Origin of the sequence: Campylobacter sp. BCW_4319 (assembly GCF_001764435.1) — a bacterium.
GTDB lineage: Bacteria > Campylobacterota > Campylobacteria > Campylobacterales > Campylobacteraceae > Campylobacter_D > Campylobacter_D jejuni.
The window spans coordinates 92,772-107,217 of the sequence record NZ_MKAQ01000017.1; the positions used below are offsets into that span (position 1 = coordinate 92,772).

Annotated in this window: 20 protein-coding genes; 13 read left to right on the forward strand and 7 right to left on the reverse strand. The window is 29.5% G+C overall.

Features of this window, described 5'->3' with window-relative positions; all coding sequences use genetic code 11:
• Nucleotides 1-39: 39 nt before the first annotated feature.
• The 8 genes from AJN56_RS06385 to rpsR all read left to right on the forward strand — a co-directional run bounded on the left by AJN56_RS06385 (nt 40) and on the right by rpsR (nt 5,180).
• Nucleotides 40-660, forward strand: coding sequence for an NAD(P)H-dependent oxidoreductase (locus AJN56_RS06385; protein ID WP_002869051.1), 621 nt, complete (start codon nt 40-42; stop codon nt 658-660).
• Nucleotides 660-1,265, forward strand: a complete 606-nt coding sequence (locus AJN56_RS06390; protein ID WP_002853752.1) for an NAD(P)H-dependent oxidoreductase — start codon at nt 660-662, stop codon at nt 1,263-1,265. The genes AJN56_RS06385 and AJN56_RS06390 overlap by 1 nt, the downstream gene beginning before the upstream one ends.
• A gap of 124 nt (nt 1,266-1,389) precedes the next feature.
• On the forward strand, nt 1,390-1,926 hold the full coding sequence (gene pgsA, locus AJN56_RS06395; RefSeq protein ID WP_002812871.1) for a CDP-diacylglycerol--glycerol-3-phosphate 3-phosphatidyltransferase: 537 nt from the start codon (nt 1,390-1,392) through the stop codon (nt 1,924-1,926).
• On the forward strand, nt 1,923-3,029 hold the full coding sequence (rseP, locus tag AJN56_RS06400; RefSeq protein ID WP_070246458.1) for an RIP metalloprotease RseP: 1,107 nt from the start codon (nt 1,923-1,925) through the stop codon (nt 3,027-3,029). The genes pgsA and rseP overlap by 4 nt, the downstream gene beginning before the upstream one ends.
• The gene (locus tag AJN56_RS06405; protein ID WP_002812869.1) at nt 3,022-3,888 is read left to right on the forward strand and encodes a VirK family antimicrobial peptide resistance protein; all 867 of its coding nucleotides are present in this window, start codon (nt 3,022-3,024) and stop codon (nt 3,886-3,888) included. Before rseP ends, AJN56_RS06405 begins: the two co-directional genes overlap by 8 nt.
• 86 nt (nt 3,889-3,974) lie before the next feature.
• On the forward strand, nt 3,975-4,352 hold the full coding sequence (gene rpsF / locus AJN56_RS06410; protein ID WP_002812868.1) for a 30S ribosomal protein S6: 378 nt from the start codon (nt 3,975-3,977) through the stop codon (nt 4,350-4,352).
• Between the two features lie 8 nt (nt 4,353-4,360).
• Complete coding sequence (locus AJN56_RS06415) at nt 4,361-4,909, forward strand: single-stranded DNA-binding protein (protein WP_002854048.1); 549 nt, start codon at nt 4,361-4,363, stop codon at nt 4,907-4,909.
• A 10-nt stretch (nt 4,910-4,919) separates the two neighbouring features.
• Entirely contained in the window at nt 4,920-5,180 is a 261-nt protein-coding gene (gene rpsR, locus AJN56_RS06420; RefSeq protein ID WP_002853032.1) for a 30S ribosomal protein S18, read from the forward strand.
• Nucleotides 5,181-5,239: 59 nt separating this feature from the next.
• Here the strand turns inward: rpsR and lon are convergent, their stop codons facing one another.
• Both lon and AJN56_RS06430 read right to left on the reverse strand, forming a co-directional pair.
• The gene (gene lon / locus AJN56_RS06425) at nt 5,240-7,615 is read right to left on the reverse strand and encodes an endopeptidase La (protein ID WP_002853487.1); all 2,376 of its coding nucleotides are present in this window, start codon (nt 7,613-7,615) and stop codon (nt 5,240-5,242) included.
• A 16-nt stretch (nt 7,616-7,631) separates the two neighbouring features.
• Nucleotides 7,632-8,279: an outer membrane protein assembly factor BamD gene (locus AJN56_RS06430; RefSeq protein ID WP_002852961.1), complete on the reverse strand. Its 648-nt coding sequence runs from the start codon at nt 8,277-8,279 to the stop codon at nt 7,632-7,634.
• A gap of 160 nt (nt 8,280-8,439) precedes the next feature.
• On the opposite strand from AJN56_RS06430, the gene fliW reads away from it, so the two are divergent.
• From fliW to AJN56_RS06455, 5 genes are read left to right on the forward strand one after another with little or no spacing between them, the layout of a single operon-like run.
• Entirely contained in the window at nt 8,440-8,829 is a 390-nt protein-coding gene (fliW, locus tag AJN56_RS06435; protein ID WP_002852982.1) for a flagellar assembly protein FliW, read from the forward strand.
• Nucleotides 8,829-9,560: a pyrroline-5-carboxylate reductase gene (locus AJN56_RS06440; RefSeq protein ID WP_002869050.1), complete on the forward strand. Its 732-nt coding sequence runs from the start codon at nt 8,829-8,831 to the stop codon at nt 9,558-9,560. The genes fliW and AJN56_RS06440 overlap by 1 nt, the downstream gene beginning before the upstream one ends.
• Entirely contained in the window at nt 9,557-9,859 is a 303-nt protein-coding gene (locus AJN56_RS06445) for a transformation system protein (RefSeq protein WP_002855822.1), read from the forward strand. The genes AJN56_RS06440 and AJN56_RS06445 overlap by 4 nt, the downstream gene beginning before the upstream one ends.
• Nucleotides 9,856-10,518, forward strand: coding sequence for a hypothetical protein (locus AJN56_RS06450; RefSeq protein WP_002866103.1), 663 nt, complete (start codon nt 9,856-9,858; stop codon nt 10,516-10,518). The genes AJN56_RS06445 and AJN56_RS06450 overlap by 4 nt, the downstream gene beginning before the upstream one ends.
• Nucleotides 10,515-10,967 carry a hypothetical protein gene (locus tag AJN56_RS06455; protein ID WP_002869049.1) on the forward strand — a complete coding sequence of 151 codons (453 nt, stop codon included), beginning with the start codon at nt 10,515-10,517 and terminating at the stop codon, nt 10,965-10,967. Before AJN56_RS06450 ends, AJN56_RS06455 begins: the two co-directional genes overlap by 4 nt.
• On the opposite strand, the gene AJN56_RS06460 is transcribed toward AJN56_RS06455, so the two are convergent.
• From AJN56_RS06460 to AJN56_RS06480, 5 genes are read right to left on the reverse strand one after another with little or no spacing between them, the layout of a single operon-like run.
• Nucleotides 10,964-11,593 (reverse strand): uroporphyrinogen-III synthase, encoded by a 630-nt coding sequence (locus AJN56_RS06460; protein ID WP_002856298.1) that lies wholly within the window; start codon nt 11,591-11,593, stop codon nt 10,964-10,966. The genes AJN56_RS06455 and AJN56_RS06460 overlap by 4 nt on opposite strands.
• Nucleotides 11,571-12,203, reverse strand: coding sequence for a thiamine phosphate synthase (thiE, locus tag AJN56_RS06465; RefSeq protein WP_002856400.1), 633 nt, complete (start codon nt 12,201-12,203; stop codon nt 11,571-11,573). The genes AJN56_RS06460 and thiE overlap by 23 nt, the downstream gene beginning before the upstream one ends.
• Nucleotides 12,193-13,005: a bifunctional hydroxymethylpyrimidine kinase/phosphomethylpyrimidine kinase gene (thiD, locus tag AJN56_RS06470; protein ID WP_070246503.1), complete on the reverse strand. Its 813-nt coding sequence runs from the start codon at nt 13,003-13,005 to the stop codon at nt 12,193-12,195. The genes thiE and thiD overlap by 11 nt, the downstream gene beginning before the upstream one ends.
• Nucleotides 13,002-13,688 carry an endonuclease III domain-containing protein gene (locus tag AJN56_RS06475; RefSeq protein WP_070246460.1) on the reverse strand — a complete coding sequence of 229 codons (687 nt, stop codon included), beginning with the start codon at nt 13,686-13,688 and terminating at the stop codon, nt 13,002-13,004. Before AJN56_RS06475 ends, thiD begins: the two co-directional genes overlap by 4 nt.
• Complete coding sequence (locus tag AJN56_RS06480; RefSeq protein ID WP_002856328.1) at nt 13,685-14,446, reverse strand: ATP-binding protein; 762 nt, start codon at nt 14,444-14,446, stop codon at nt 13,685-13,687. Before AJN56_RS06480 ends, AJN56_RS06475 begins: the two co-directional genes overlap by 4 nt.

The window sequence follows — 14,446 nt, forward strand, 5'->3', positions numbered from 1 at the left end:
TTATAATTAATATTATTATTTTTGATTTTAAGGAATAAAATGAATTTTAAAGAACTAATTTCAAAACGCAGAGCTTGTAAACTTTTTAATGATAAAAAAATCAATGAAAAGGATTTGCATTTTATCTTAGAAAGTGGAGTCTTAGCCCCAAGCTCACATGGATTTGAGCCTTGGAAATTTGTAGTATTAGAACAAAAAGAACACAATCTTAAACTCTCAACCCTATGTTACAATCAACAAAATGTAGCAAGTGCGAGTCATAATATCATTTTTCTAGCAAGAAAAGATCTTCAAAGCAAAGATGAATTTGCACAAAAACAAGTGCGTCGTTTCTCAGGTTCTAGCGAAGAAAATTTTCAAAAAATTTTAGAAATTTACACCCATAAAACCAATGCAATGAATGATAATGAACTCTATCATTACGCACAACTTCAATGCTATCTTGCTATGATGCAAATGTCGCTAGCTGCAATGAGCTTAGGTATTGATTCTTGTATGATAGGTGGCTTTGAAAAAGCTAGAGTTGATAATTTTCTTAATTTAACTTATCCTTTTGAAACTGCTGTAATTTTATCCTTAGGATATAAAGCCCATGAACCAAAATATTCTACTCAACGCTTAAATTTTAATGAAGTCGTCGAATTTTACAAGGAAAAATAATGAAAAAAGAACTTGAAATTTTTAGCACAAGATATTCTTGTAGAAATTTTAAAAATGAAAAACTCAAAAAAGAGGATTTAAATTCTATTTTAGAAATAGCAAGATTAAGCCCCAGTTCCTTGGGACTGGAACCTTGGAAATTTATAGTAGTGCAAGATGAGAAAAGAAAAGAAGAACTTTCTAAAATTTGCAATCAACAAAAACATGTAAAAGATTGTGCTGCATTAATTATAATCATTTCAAGACTTGATTTTTTGGATTATTTTGAAGAAAAACTTAGAAAAAGAGATATGAGTGAAACAGAAATGCAAAAACGCTTAGATACTTATATGCCTTTTTTAAAATCTCTAAATCAAGAACAAAAAATATCTTATGCAAGAGAACAAGCTCATATAGCTCTAGCTAGCATACTTTACAGTGCTAATGCTTTAAATATAGCAAGCTGCACTATAGGTGGTTTTGATAAAGAAAAGCTTGATTCTTATTTATCACTTGATATTCAAAAAGAAAGATCAAGTTTGGTGGTGGCTTTAGGATATTGCAACGATAAAAAAAATCCTCAAAAAAATCGTTTTAGTTTTGATGAAGTTGTAAAATTTATTTAAATTTTGCTTTTAAGCAAAATTTAAATAAAAATAAACTGATTCTTTTTTGTATTTTTACTAAGTCTTTGCTTAAATTTTATACAATTTTGATTATAATTTTACATTTAATTTCACAAGGCTTGTTATGAATTTACCCAATATCTTGGCGATTTTTAGAATGGTTTTAGCGCCTTTGCTATTTTTTTTGTTAATTCATAAATTTGAAAATATTCATCAAAGTTGGATTAACTATTTTGCTGCTTTAACTTTTTCATTAGCAGCTTTAAGTGATTTTTTCGATGGATACATCGCAAGAACTTGGAAACAAACTACAAAACTAGGCGGAATCTTAGATCCATTAGCCGATAAAATGCTTGTTTTAGCAGCTTTTTTAGGGCTTTTACTTACAGGAAAAGCTAATGAATGGGTAATTTATATTATACTAGTAAGGGAATTTTTTATCACAGGTTTTAGAGTTGTAATGATCAGTGAAAATTTAAATGTCAATGCTTCTTTTGCAGGCAAACTTAAAACCGCTTTTCAAATGACTGCGATAGGATTTCTAATCATGGAGTGGATAGGCGGAGAAATTCTACTTTACATAGCTTTGATTTTAACTCTTTATTCTGGATTTGAATACATCTATACTTATATAAAAGCTCAGAAAAAAGGAGAAAAATGAGATCTTTATTGCTTTTAATTGTTATTTTGATTTTGGGAATTAAATTTTATTCTATTGAATTTTTAGCAACTGTTTTAGTCATCTCATTTTTAATTTTCTTTCACGAATTAGGACATTTTTTAGCTGCAAGATCTTTGGGTGTAAAAGTTGAAGTCTTTAGCATAGGATTTGGAAAAAGTCTTATAGAGCGTGAATTTAAAGGCACGAACTATCGCTTAAGTGCTTTGCCACTTGGAGGATATGTTAAACTTAAAGGACAAGATGATATGCGTCCTGGTTTTGAAAATCTAGACAAAGATAGCTATAGCATTTTAAGTCCTTTAAAAAAGATTTATATTCTTTTTGCTGGACCATTTTTTAATCTAATTTTAGCTTTTTTTCTTTATATTATCATAGGAAATTTAGGTCTAAACAAACTTGCTCCGCAAATAGGAAACATAGCGCCAAACTCTGCTGCACAAGAAATAGGACTTCAAAAAAATGATACTATCTTAGAAATTAACGGTGTAAAAATTCAAAGCTTTGATGAAATTTCAAAGCATTTAGGTTTAGAGCCTTTGAAAATATTAATCGATAGAGAAGGAAAAAATTTAGAATTTACCCTAACTCCAAAAATAGGACAAGGATATAATGACTTTGGACAAATCGTTGAAAAACCTCAACTTGGAGTCAGTCCAAATGGGACAAGCACTCTTGTAAAACATCAAGGTTTAGAAAGTTTTAAATATGCCATACAAGAAAGTTTTCAAGCTTCTACACTCATCATCAAGGGTATAATAAAACTCATAAGTGGTGAAGTTGAAGCAAAAAATTTAGGCGGTATTATCACCATGACTGAAATTACCTCAAAGGCTGCACAAAATAGCTTTACTTTGCTTTTATTTATCACTGCTTTAATTTCTATAAATTTAGGCATTTTAAATCTTTTACCTATTCCTATGCTTGATGGAGGACATATACTTTTTAATCTTTATGAAATGATTTTTAGACGCAAGGTTCCACAGCGTGCTTTTGAATACTTAAGTTACGCAGGCATGGCAATACTTTTAAGCTTAATGCTCTTTGCAACTTATAATGATATATCAAGGATTGCAGGTGAATAAAAAATTTTCCTACCCTATTCCAAATTTTACTGATAGAAGAAAAAGTATCATCTTTTGGCGCTATTTACGTTTTCAAGCAAGAAAAATTCTATATTTTCCTCAAGTAAGGCTTCTAGAAAAAACGCTTAATGAAGAAAAAAATAAACATTTAAAAGACTTTTTCTCTCAAAGACCCTATGCTTGCTACAATGCTATAAGAAGATTTTGCGATAAAAGTTTTAAAGCAAATGAACGCGTTAAAACACTTATTTATGATGTTGATAAGGGACTTACTTGTTTTAAATTTCTTCCCGAAGAACAAATGATTTTTTCTTTTGATGAAGATTTTGAGCTTTTTTTAGGATATAACCATAATGTTTACGAAGAAGGTTTTTGGGCTTTTTCTTTAAAATTTAAAAAATACACTATTTCACAATGTAATTTTTGCTTTACTTTAGAAAATAATCTTCTACTTTCTTGCATACAAGGATATAAATACAAAGATTTTAATATTTTAGAAATTAATAAAATTTTAACTAAAAAATGTCATGGTTTGCGCCCTGTTGCTTTACTTATAGAATGCTCTAAGATGCTTTGTGAAATTTTAAAACTTCAAGCTACTTTAGGTGTACATGAAAAAAATCAAATCCGTTCTCAAAAAGGAAAAGAAAAAGGATATTTTGTAGATTATCAAAAAATTTGGCTAGAAAATGGTGGAGAATTAATAAAAATCGATAAACACAAATACTACAAGCTCCACCACTCGCAAAAAAACCTAGAAGAAATCCCTTCACAAAAACGCTCCATGTATAAAAAACGTTTTGCCATGCTTGAAGAAATCAAAGTAAATTTAGATAAGACATTGGATATTCAAGACTAATTAAGTATATTTTGATATAATCTAGTCTTGCTTTATGCAAAATCCTTGCTCATGAAAATGGGCTTTAATATCCATAAGGAGAAAAGATGAAACATTATGAGGTTTTATTTATCTTAAAACCAACACTTACCGAAGAGGAAGTGAATGCGAAGTTGGAATTCGTTAAAGAAGTCCTAACCAAAAATGGTGCAGAAATTGAAACTGTTGTTCCAATGGGCACTAGAAAATTAGCGTATAAAATCAAAAAATACGAAAGAGGAACTTATTTTGTGATTTACTTCAAAGCTCCTACAAACTTAATTGCAGAGCTTGAAAGGGTGTTAAGAATCACTGAAGAAGTAATAAGATTTTTAATCGTAAAATATGAAAATAAAAAAGAAATTGCAGCTTGGGAAAAACTAAGCCACGGGATTAAGCAATCTAAAAAAGAAATCAAACCTTTAGATGCTCCTGAAATTCAATAAGGAAAAAGATGTTTAACAAAGTTGTTTTGGTTGGAAATCTTACACGTGATATAGAAATGCGTTATGCACAAAGTGGTAGTGCTATTGGAGCTTCCGCTATAGCAGTAACAAGAAGATTTACCACAAATGGAGAAAAAAGAGAAGAAACTTGCTTTATTGATATAAGCTTTTATGGTCGCACCGCAGAAGTTGCAAACCAATACCTTACAAAAGGTTCAAAAGTACTCATAGAAGGACGTTTGAGATTTGAACAATGGAGTGATCAAAATGGACAAAATCGCTCTAAACATAGCATTCAAGTTGAAAATATGGAAATGCTTGGCAATTCCAATGCTCCACAACAAGGCGGTTTTGGCAATAATAGCTTTTCAAACAACAATTATAGTGGAAACTATGAAAATCAAAGCTATGATCCTTATATGAGTGAAAATCAAAATTTTAATAAAGCAAAAGCAAACCCTGCTCCACAAAGAAACCAAAACCCACAACACGAAGAAAAATTAAAAGAAATTGATATCGATGCTTATGATAGCGATGATACTAATTTACCATTTTAAAGGATAAACTATGGCAGAAAAAAGAAAATACTCTCGCAAATATTGCAAATACACTGAAGCAAAAGTTGAATTTATTGATTATAAAGATACAGCAATGTTAAAACATGCTTTATCTGAAAGATTTAAAATCATGCCACGCCGTTTAACAGGCACAAGCAAAAAATACCAAGAAATGGTAGAAGTTGCAATCAAACGTGCAAGACATGTAGCTCTTATCCCTTATATAGTGGATAGAAAAGAAGTAATCAATAATCCTTTTGAAGGACTATAATCTTTTAAAGCAAACTTGTAAAAAGTTTGCTTTCTTATACATTTATTCTCAAAATAAAGTTAAACCAAAGTATATTCTAAAACATCACTGAAAGTATCAACAGCAATGATTTCCATATTGTCTCTAACCTCACTAGGAATATCTTTTAAATCTCTTTCGTAATTTTTTCTTGGAATTAAAGCTGTTTTTATATCTGCTTTATAAGCTGCAATTAATTTTTCTTTTAATCCGCCTATTGGTAAAACTTTTCCTTTTAAATCTATTTCACCCGTCATTGCAACATCTGCTTTAACCTTTTTATCACTAAAAATAGAAGCAATAGCTGTGCTTATCGTAATACCTGCACTTGGGCCATCTTTTGGAGTAGCTCCATCTGGCACATGTATATGAATATTATAACTATCATAAACATTAACTTTAGGATCAATAATTATTTTTTTAGGTATTTTTATTTTTCCTTCATCGATTAAAACTTTTATCATACTAAAAGCAATTCTAGCTGATTCTTTCATTACATCACCCAAACTTCCTGTGAGCGTTAATTCTCCTTTACCTTTAATTTTTACAGCCTCTACTTTTAAAACATCTCCACCTACGCTTGTCCAAGCCAAACCATTGACCTGACCTACTTGATTTTCTCCATTATTTTTTTCTATTTCAAAAACTTTTTTATCTAAAAATTCATTCAAATTTTTTGTATTAATAATGACTTTTTTAATATTTTCTAAAAGTAGTTTTTTAGCACTCTTACGACACAACTCTGCCACTTTGCGACGCAAATTTCTAACTCCTGATTCACGAGTATAATCGCTAATGATTAGCTCTATAGTTTCATCATCAATAAATAATTCATTGGATTTTAAGCCATGTTTTTTAAGCTCATCTGGAATTAAATATTTTTTCATTATATGAAATTTTTCACTTGGAGTATAAGAGCTAAGTTCTATAAATTCCATTCTATCTCTTAAAGGTGCAGGAATATTGCTAATATCATTTGCCGTTGCTATAAAAATGACTTTACTTAAATCAATATTAAAATTTAAATAATAATCCCTAAATTTAGAATTTTGCTCTGGATCTAAAATTTCTAAAAGCACCGCACTTGGATCGCCTCTAAAACTGCGATTTAATTTATCAATTTCATCCAATACAATTACAGGATTAATTTGTTTTGCCTCTATGAGTCCTTGAGTAATACGTCCAGGCATAGCGCCTATATAAGTTCTACGATGACCACGCAGCTCATTAACATCTTCAAGTCCACCTAAGGCTATACGAATAAGCTCTCTTTTTAAAGCTTTTGAAACAGAATTTGCCAGTGAAGTTTTACCAACGCCAGGAGGCCCATAAAGACAAAGTATAACTTTAGCACCATCTTTTTCTGCTATTTTTCTTTTTTCTAAAAGTTCCCTAACTGCAAAATATTCTTCTATGCGTTCTTTTGGTTTATTTAATGCATAATGATCATGGTTGAGCTGTTTTGAAACTTCCTTAATATCAAGTTTTTTCTTAGAAATTTTTTCAAAAGGAACATCTAATGCTGTTTCTATGTAAGTTTGAATCATCGATGCTTCGGAATTATCTTGATGAATGCGTTCGAATTTTTCAATTTGTTTTTTGATTTCTTTATAAGCGTCTTCGTGCATAAATTTCTTCTTTAGCTCCAGACGCTTTTGATACTCTCTAACCTCATCTTCTTTTTGCGTATCAGAACCAAGCTCTTTTTGAATTTGTCTTAATTGTTCTTTTAAAAAATATTCTTTATTTACCTTATCAATACGAGAATGTACTTTATTTTTAATTTCTTTTTGAATTTTATTAGCTTCTATTTCTTGAGCAATTAAATCTATTAATTTTACTAATTTTTGCTCAAGATCTGTTAAAACAAAAAACTCATAAGCAACTTGTTTTTTAATACGCACAGTATTTAAAATCAAATCGCAAATCCTAGATGCATCAAAACCTTCTTCAATTGTTCTTAAAAGATCTGGAGAAAAATAATGACTAATATTTGCCAAATTTTTTACTTTCTCTTTTAAAACTTCAAGAAGTGCTTCTTTTTTAGTTCCTTCTAAAAAATCTTCTTTTATAAGTTCTATCTTGGCTTCTAAAGGTTTATTAGAAATTTGCTCTATAATTTTACCCTTGGCATATCCTTGAAAAAGTATTTTCACTCTTCCATCAGGCAAAGGAACTTTTCGCATGATAGTCCCAATCACTCCGCAATTATAAATTTCATCAAAATTTCTTCCATTTTCCAACTTTGAAGGTGCAACAAAAAGCATGCTATCATTTTTAATCGCAAGATCTAAAGCTTTCATATTGGATGAATCGTTAATAAAAATAGGAGTTATCATAAAAGGATATAAAAATAATTCATCTTCAACCAATACTGGTAAATTTGCTGGATAATTTTGTATCTCTTCAATCTGCATTTATTTTCCTTGTTTATTAAAATCTTTCAAATATACTTCTATACCAAGGAAGCTCAGGTTTGATAATACTTTGCTGATAAAATTCACTTTCTTGAAGTCTTTGTTTATAAATTTGTGCACTTTCATCATGCCCTATGCGCTGGTATAGATTTTCTATAGTGCTATTAAGATAAAAAACCGCTAAATTAAATTTTGTAAGCATTGTCTGAACCAAAGGTTCATATTCTGTATAAGGATAATCTTTCAAAAAAGTATCTATTTCTTTTTGGCTTTCAAGCATTAAAGCCTGATTACGATTTGGCACTGCAAATGCATCAAATTTTGCCTTAATTTTAAGATAACGAATATAATCAGCATTGCGTGAATTTCCAAATTTTTTATTATATTCATCTAAATAAAATTCAGCTAACTTATATTCCTCTTCATCCATATGAGCTTGTGCTAAAATAATTAAAGTAGTTTCCAATAAAGGATCGGCAACATGCTCACTTGCCATACCATTATAATGATCATCAGCTTTTTCCAAATCCTTGTCCTGCAAATCTTTAATAATTTGCTTATACCACTCACTAGCACTAAGATTGTATAAACCTTCATCATTTTTCGTACTACACGCACTAAAAAAAACACTTAAAAAAACCAATAAAAAAATACCTTTTTTCATACTTCACCTTGATTTATATTCTCAAAAATCTATATTTTAACGATTTTATAATTATGTTCTTCTAAAATTATAATAAAATTAATTAAATAATTTAAAATTTTGGAATGATTATTGCTTATTTTATGTTAAAATATTAAACATTATAACTTGAGGAGAAAACATGACCCTAGCTGTTAAATGCCCTATCTTAGGTTTTGAAGAAACCAAAAATATGGAATTTTCAACTATCGATGAAGTATTTGTAAGACTTAAAAGTCTTGATGGTAAAGACTTTTCTTTTGTTTTAATTAATCCTTATTTGATTAGACCTGATTATGAATTTGATATACCAACTTATTATCAAGAGCTTCTTTCTTTAACACCTGAATCTAATATGAAAATTTTTAATATAGTAGCCATAGCAAAAAGCATTGAAGAATCGACAGTGAATTTTCTAGCTCCAGTAGTCATTAATCTTGATAATAATACTATGGTACAAGTGATACTAGATACAGTTAATTATCCGGACTTTTTTCAAGCTGATCAAATTGCTAATTATATTAAAAAATAATGCTCTATATACTTGCAAATGGAGCTATGGCAACAGCCTTAGCCTATGGATTAAAAGATGATTATGAAATTTGCATAGTAGGAAGAAGTATAGAAAAACTTCAAGCCCTCGCCAAAGAAGGCTTTAAAACCTTACTTTACAAAGATTTTAACATAGAAGGTAAAGATGTTATTTTAGCATTTAAACCTTATGCTTTAGAAAATATTGCTCAAATGCTAAAAGGACAAGCACGTATCTTAATCTCTGTTTTAGCCAATGTTGATTTTGAAAAACTACAAACCATCAAAGCTCAAAATTATGTTAGAATAATACCCAATACAGCAGCTAAATACAAGGCTTCAACCACACCATATATACTTAAAAACTCTCATTTTGAAAATGAAATTTTAGACATTTTAAAAACTTTTGGCTCAGCTTATAAATTAGATAATGAAATACAAATGAATGCAGCTATGGCGATTAGCGGCTGCGCTCCTGCTTTTTTAGCACTTATAGCAGAAAGCATTGCTAATGCTGGAGTTTATGAAGGTTTGTCAAAAGAACTTAGTCTCAATCTTACGCGCTCTTTATTTAAAAGCTCTAGTGCTTTACTAGAACATGAACATCCAGCTATTATCAAAGAAAATATTTGCTCCCCTGGCGGAGTTACAATAAAAGGCATAAAAATACTCGAACAAAAAGGAATTCGCGGAAGTTTTTTTGAAGCCATAAATGCTAGCAGCGCTAAATGAAAAAGGCTTTCATACTTATAGAAAGTATTAGTGCTATAACGATCATATCTTTAATTTTCATTGGCATTTTTTATTACTATACTCAACTTTACAAAAACTATGAAAATTTAAATATTTTTGAAAGACTCTATAAACTTCAAGAAGAATTATATGAAAAGCCCATTTTTAAAACCATCATACTTCAAACTTCAGCCTTAAAACCTATAGTTTTACAAGAACAGTTTGTTAATGATGGTATATTTCAATTTCAAAAATTATACTTTCAAGATCAAAATTATAGCGTTTATTTTAAAGAATGAGCAAAGCTTTTACACTTTTTGAACTTATAATATCACTAATACTTTTTACTTTTATAACTAGCTTACTTTCAAAACCTTTAATGGATTTTTATCATTTAAATTTCACTGCTTTACATACAAACAATCTTATCACTCAAGCACATTTAAACTTGCTTAAAATAGAAAAATTAATACAAAATTGTATTAATATTACATTTTCACAAAATACATTAAAATGTCTTTTAAAAGATGAGTTAATTAGCCTAAAAGATAATAAACTTTATCTTATTAATTCTGCTCTTATTTTAGAAAATAATCATACACTTTATTCACCTCATTCTGATTTTAAAACACAACTCCAAAATAGAAAAGATTTATATAATGACAATGAGCATATTAGCTATGCTTATAAAATTAATAAGATTGAAAAAATATCCATCTTAGAAAATGGTATATCTACAAATTTTACAGGTAGTTTTATTCCTTTGCAAGCTCAATTAGTTATCAAATTGCAAAATGAAGAACTTATATATGAAATAAAGCCAAAATTTAATGAACAATTAAACCAACAAGGATTAATTTCTAAAAACATAAGCTCATTTAACCTGCAAAACAATAAATTAAAAATTTGCCTAAAAAGACAAACAAAATATTGCCTTGAAAAAAGAATTTTACTATGAAAAAAGCTTATGTTTTAATTTGGACAATTTTTTTAATACTACTAATAAGTCTATGGATGAGCTTGACCTTAAACATATCTAGCTACACTCCAAAAATAATCCAAGATAGTTATTACTACCTTCAAGCTCAAATTTTAAGTCACAATGCAACACAATTTTCTAAATATTTTTTATATCAAGCAAAGCAAGAAAATAAAGAATGTTTAGATAATATATATTTTAATTACGCAAAAGCTTTGATTAAAATAAAATATTTTTATCCTATTGCACAATGTGTTAATTTTAAATTTTCCAACTTCAATCCCGATGCAAATTTAAACAAAGATGGTGTTATTATAGCCCACATTAGCATTGCTTTAAATCGTGATAAAAATGTCAATGATGAAATTTTACTCACAAAAAGCATTATCATTTATCCCAAAGAAAATTTTTGGAATTTAAAAAATTAAACCAAAGTCTTAGCAAGCTTAACACACTCTAAAAGACTTTGATTTTCGCATATATAAAGATTTTTAAAATTTAAAAGCTTCTTTGCTGTGCTTTGTCCTATAACTACAACCTTATCTTCTTCTTTTAAGCTATAAAATTTTAAAAAATTTTCTACACTTAAAGGAGAGGTAAATATAAAAATAGCAGGATGAGTAAGTTTTTTGTCACCTTTTTTAAAAACATTTTCATAAACAATCACTTCATCTAAATCCACACCTACATTTTTAAGATCCAAATTTAAAGTTGAAACAATATTTTTAGCCCTTAAATACAAACATTTTTGCGTTTTTAATTCCTCTTTAAATTCAAGAAAAAGATCTTTTCCATAAGCCTTTGATGGAATTTTAATCTTTTTAAAACCTAAATTTTTAGCGTATTGAGCTGTACTTTGTCCTACAGCGTATAAATTGAGTTTAAAATTTAAAGTGATTTTTGCATTTTGTAAGGCTTTTAAAGCATTTTTTGAAGTACAGATTAAAGCATCATACAAACTCAAATCTATACTAAAATCGTAAAAAATAATCTCATTTAAAATAAGATTTTCCACCCCTTTAAAAGGAGTTTCATTTAAGAGGTAAATTTTCATAGATTTTACGCTTTAACTCTTTAGCTGCCAAAAAAGCATCTTTAGCATCCATGATCGCCCTAACCACAGCCACGCCGCTTAAATTTATACCCTTTAACTCATCAAGCACTGCTTTATCAACCCCTCCTATAGCTACAACCCCTATAGGACTTTTATCACAAATTTGGCTTAAAAGCTCAAGGCTTAAAAGCGAACTTTCTTTAGTAGGCGTTGCCTTGATAGCTCCACAACCTAAATAATTTGCTCCTTGTATGAACTCAAGTTGTTCTAGTTTTTTAAGGCTTAAGCCTATGATTTTTTCATCTCCTAAAAGCTTTCTAGCTAGTTTTACTTCTAAATCTTCCTGTCCTAAATGCACCCCATCAGCATCTAAGGCTAAAGCTATGTCCACTCTATCGTTAATCAAAAAAGGTATTTTATAAGCCTTGCAAAGTTTTTGCACCTTTAAGCCTAGTTTATAAAATTCTCTTGCATTAAGCTCTTTTTCACGAAGTTGTATGATACTTACTCCGCCTTTTATAGCATTTTCTAAAGTATTTAAAAAACACTCCTCGCTTTTATTTCCCTGAGAAGCAACTAAATAAAGGCTAAGATCTAATTTATTTTTCATCTAAAAACTTGAAAAAATGATTTGTAGGACCACAACCTTTTCCAAGATTGAGTGAATAATAAATCGCATTTCTTACATATTCTTTAGCTTCACTAACAGCATAAAATAAATCCTTGCCTTTAGCTAAATTACTAGCAATAGCCGAAGAAAGCGTACAACCTGTACCGTGAGTATTTTTAGTTTCTATGCGTTCGCCTTTTAAAATATAAATTTCTTTTCCATCATAAAGCACATCATTGGCATTTTCTTCACTATGTCCGCCTTTAAGTAAAACTGCCTTAGCCCCCAAGCTGCATAAATGCTTAGCTGCTTTTATCATCTGCTCTTCATTAGCGATCTTAAAACCGCATAAAAACTCTGCTTCAGGAATATTAGGCGTAAGAATATCTGCAAATTTTACTATGGTTTGCTTGAAAAAATCACAATTTTCTTGCGGCATTAAAGCATAGCCATTTTTAGCAAACATTACAGGATCGATCACTACATTTTGAGGTTTAAACTCGCTTAAATTTTTAGCTATACAGCTCATTAATTCACAAGAACCTATCATTCCGATTTTAGTTGCCTTTGGCACTATATCTTCAAATACGGCAAGCATTTGTTCATCTACGCTTTGAGTAGGTATATCGTGTACAGAAATCACCCTTGCGGTATTTTCAGCTACCACACTTAAAACCACACTCATACCAAAAAGATTGTGCGCACTAAAGGTTTTAAGATCGGCTTGTATCCCTGCTCCACCACTACAATCGCTTCCTGCTATAGTTAAAACAGGTATAAGTTCGCTTCCTTTTGCTTTCATAAATCTTCCTTTAAAATTTTGATCCATTCTTCACCCTTAGGGCTTAATTTTTGTCCTTTAAAACTCTGTTTTGCAAAAGCTACAATCAAAGCATGAAAAATTTGATAAAGTTCGTAAAGCTCACATTTTCTCCCTAAAATTTTACACAAATTTTCTTGCTCACTCGCTATACCACTTTGAAAAAATTCTCTTAATTCTTCATAATTTTCAAACTCATAGCCTAAGCAAAAAGCCAAACGCAAACTATAATTATCTACAACCAAAATCTCTCTTTTGCAAAGATAATTTAAAATACTATCAACACTTTCAAAACCCAAACCTTTGATATTTAAAAGCCATTCTCTGCTTACATTTGTTTTAAAATTTTCTAAATTTTCATAAGTGTTTATGATACTTTCTACTAAGCCTTTTAAACGCTTGGCTTTGGTATTATAAAATCCGCTAGGCTTGATTAAAGTTGCAAGTTCTAAATTGGATAAAGTATTGATTTGTTCTAAGCTTACAATATTTTCTTTTTTTAAATTTTCTAAAGCTTTTAAGACATTTTTCCAATTTGTATTTTGAGTTAAAATCACAGAAATTAAAAGCTCAAATTCACTCAATCCTTGATTTTCAAGCCAATCAAAATCATGATAATTTAAATCCAAATTTAAAAGCTTGGTAAAAATTCGTGCTCCAGTCATTTAAAATTCTCCTTAAAAGCCAAATAAAATTGCTTTGCAGTACGACCACTTCTACTTGCTCTTAGAGTAGCGAATTCTTTAGCTTTAGCGTGTAAAAGCTCTTTATCGCAAGAATAATCTTTAAAATAAAAATCTATCATCTTTAAATACTCTTCTAAATTTCCCTGATAAAAACTTAACCACAAACCAAATCTATCACTCAAGCTTAATCTTTCTTCGGCAGCATCGCTTAAATGAAGTTCTGTATGTGCAATTTGCGTATCAAGATTATCAGCAATACTTTCACTTAATAAATGCCTACGATTTGAACTCGCATAAATAATTACATTATTTGGGGCTTTTTCTATGCTTCCCTCAAGTAAAGGTTTTAAAAATTTATAACTATCATCTCCTTTCTCAAAAGAAAAATCATCACAAAAAAGTATAAATTTAAAATTTTCTAATCTGATTTCATCGATGATATCTACTAAGGCAAATAAATCTTCTTTATTTAATTCGACAAGTCTTAAGCCCTGATCTTTAAATTCGTTAAATATGGCTTTAATTAAACTTGATTTTCCAGTGCCCTTAGATCCCCATAAAAGTGCGTGATTTGCTCCCTTATCTTGAATGAAATTTAAAGTATTTTCATAAAGTGCTTTTTTTTGACTTTCCATACCTACTAAATCTTTTAAAGTGATAGGATCGATTTCAAAAATAGGCTTTAAATAGTCTTTTCTTGCTCTATAAATTGCTGCATAAGTTTTATTCCAATCCAT

What these genes read in the sequence shown, in the direction of transcription:
- AJN56_RS06460 (WP_002856298.1), bottom strand. Translation starts at nt 11,593, where the DNA reads ATGAAAATTTACCTCTTAAATGAAACTCCTTTTAAAGGGGTGGAAAAT.
- pgsA (WP_002812871.1), top strand. Translation starts at nt 1,390, where the DNA reads ATGAATTTACCCAATATCTTGGCGATTTTTAGAATGGTTTTAGCGCCT.
- thiD (WP_070246503.1), bottom strand. Translation starts at nt 13,005, where the DNA reads ATGAAAGCAAAAGGAAGCGAACTTATACCTGTTTTAACTATAGCAGGA.
- rpsR (WP_002853032.1), top strand. Translation starts at nt 4,920, where the DNA reads ATGGCAGAAAAAAGAAAATACTCTCGCAAATATTGCAAATACACTGAA.
- rseP (WP_070246458.1), top strand. Translation starts at nt 1,923, where the DNA reads ATGAGATCTTTATTGCTTTTAATTGTTATTTTGATTTTGGGAATTAAA.
- fliW (WP_002852982.1), top strand. Translation starts at nt 8,440, where the DNA reads ATGACCCTAGCTGTTAAATGCCCTATCTTAGGTTTTGAAGAAACCAAA.
- AJN56_RS06480 (WP_002856328.1), bottom strand. Translation starts at nt 14,446, where the DNA reads ATGGATTGGAATAAAACTTATGCAGCAATTTATAGAGCAAGAAAAGAC.
- thiE (WP_002856400.1), bottom strand. Translation starts at nt 12,203, where the DNA reads ATGAAAAATAAATTAGATCTTAGCCTTTATTTAGTTGCTTCTCAGGGA.
- AJN56_RS06455 (WP_002869049.1), top strand. Translation starts at nt 10,515, where the DNA reads ATGAAAAAAGCTTATGTTTTAATTTGGACAATTTTTTTAATACTACTA.
- AJN56_RS06440 (WP_002869050.1), top strand. Translation starts at nt 8,829, where the DNA reads ATGCTCTATATACTTGCAAATGGAGCTATGGCAACAGCCTTAGCCTAT.
- AJN56_RS06385 (WP_002869051.1), top strand. Translation starts at nt 40, where the DNA reads ATGAATTTTAAAGAACTAATTTCAAAACGCAGAGCTTGTAAACTTTTT.
- AJN56_RS06475 (WP_070246460.1), bottom strand. Translation starts at nt 13,688, where the DNA reads ATGACTGGAGCACGAATTTTTACCAAGCTTTTAAATTTGGATTTAAAT.
- AJN56_RS06445 (WP_002855822.1), top strand. Translation starts at nt 9,557, where the DNA reads ATGAAAAAGGCTTTCATACTTATAGAAAGTATTAGTGCTATAACGATC.
- rpsF (WP_002812868.1), top strand. Translation starts at nt 3,975, where the DNA reads ATGAAACATTATGAGGTTTTATTTATCTTAAAACCAACACTTACCGAA.
- AJN56_RS06450 (WP_002866103.1), top strand. Translation starts at nt 9,856, where the DNA reads ATGAGCAAAGCTTTTACACTTTTTGAACTTATAATATCACTAATACTT.
- lon (WP_002853487.1), bottom strand. Translation starts at nt 7,615, where the DNA reads ATGCAGATTGAAGAGATACAAAATTATCCAGCAAATTTACCAGTATTG.
- AJN56_RS06430 (WP_002852961.1), bottom strand. Translation starts at nt 8,279, where the DNA reads ATGAAAAAAGGTATTTTTTTATTGGTTTTTTTAAGTGTTTTTTTTAGT.
- AJN56_RS06390 (WP_002853752.1), top strand. Translation starts at nt 660, where the DNA reads ATGAAAAAAGAACTTGAAATTTTTAGCACAAGATATTCTTGTAGAAAT.
- AJN56_RS06415 (WP_002854048.1), top strand. Translation starts at nt 4,361, where the DNA reads ATGTTTAACAAAGTTGTTTTGGTTGGAAATCTTACACGTGATATAGAA.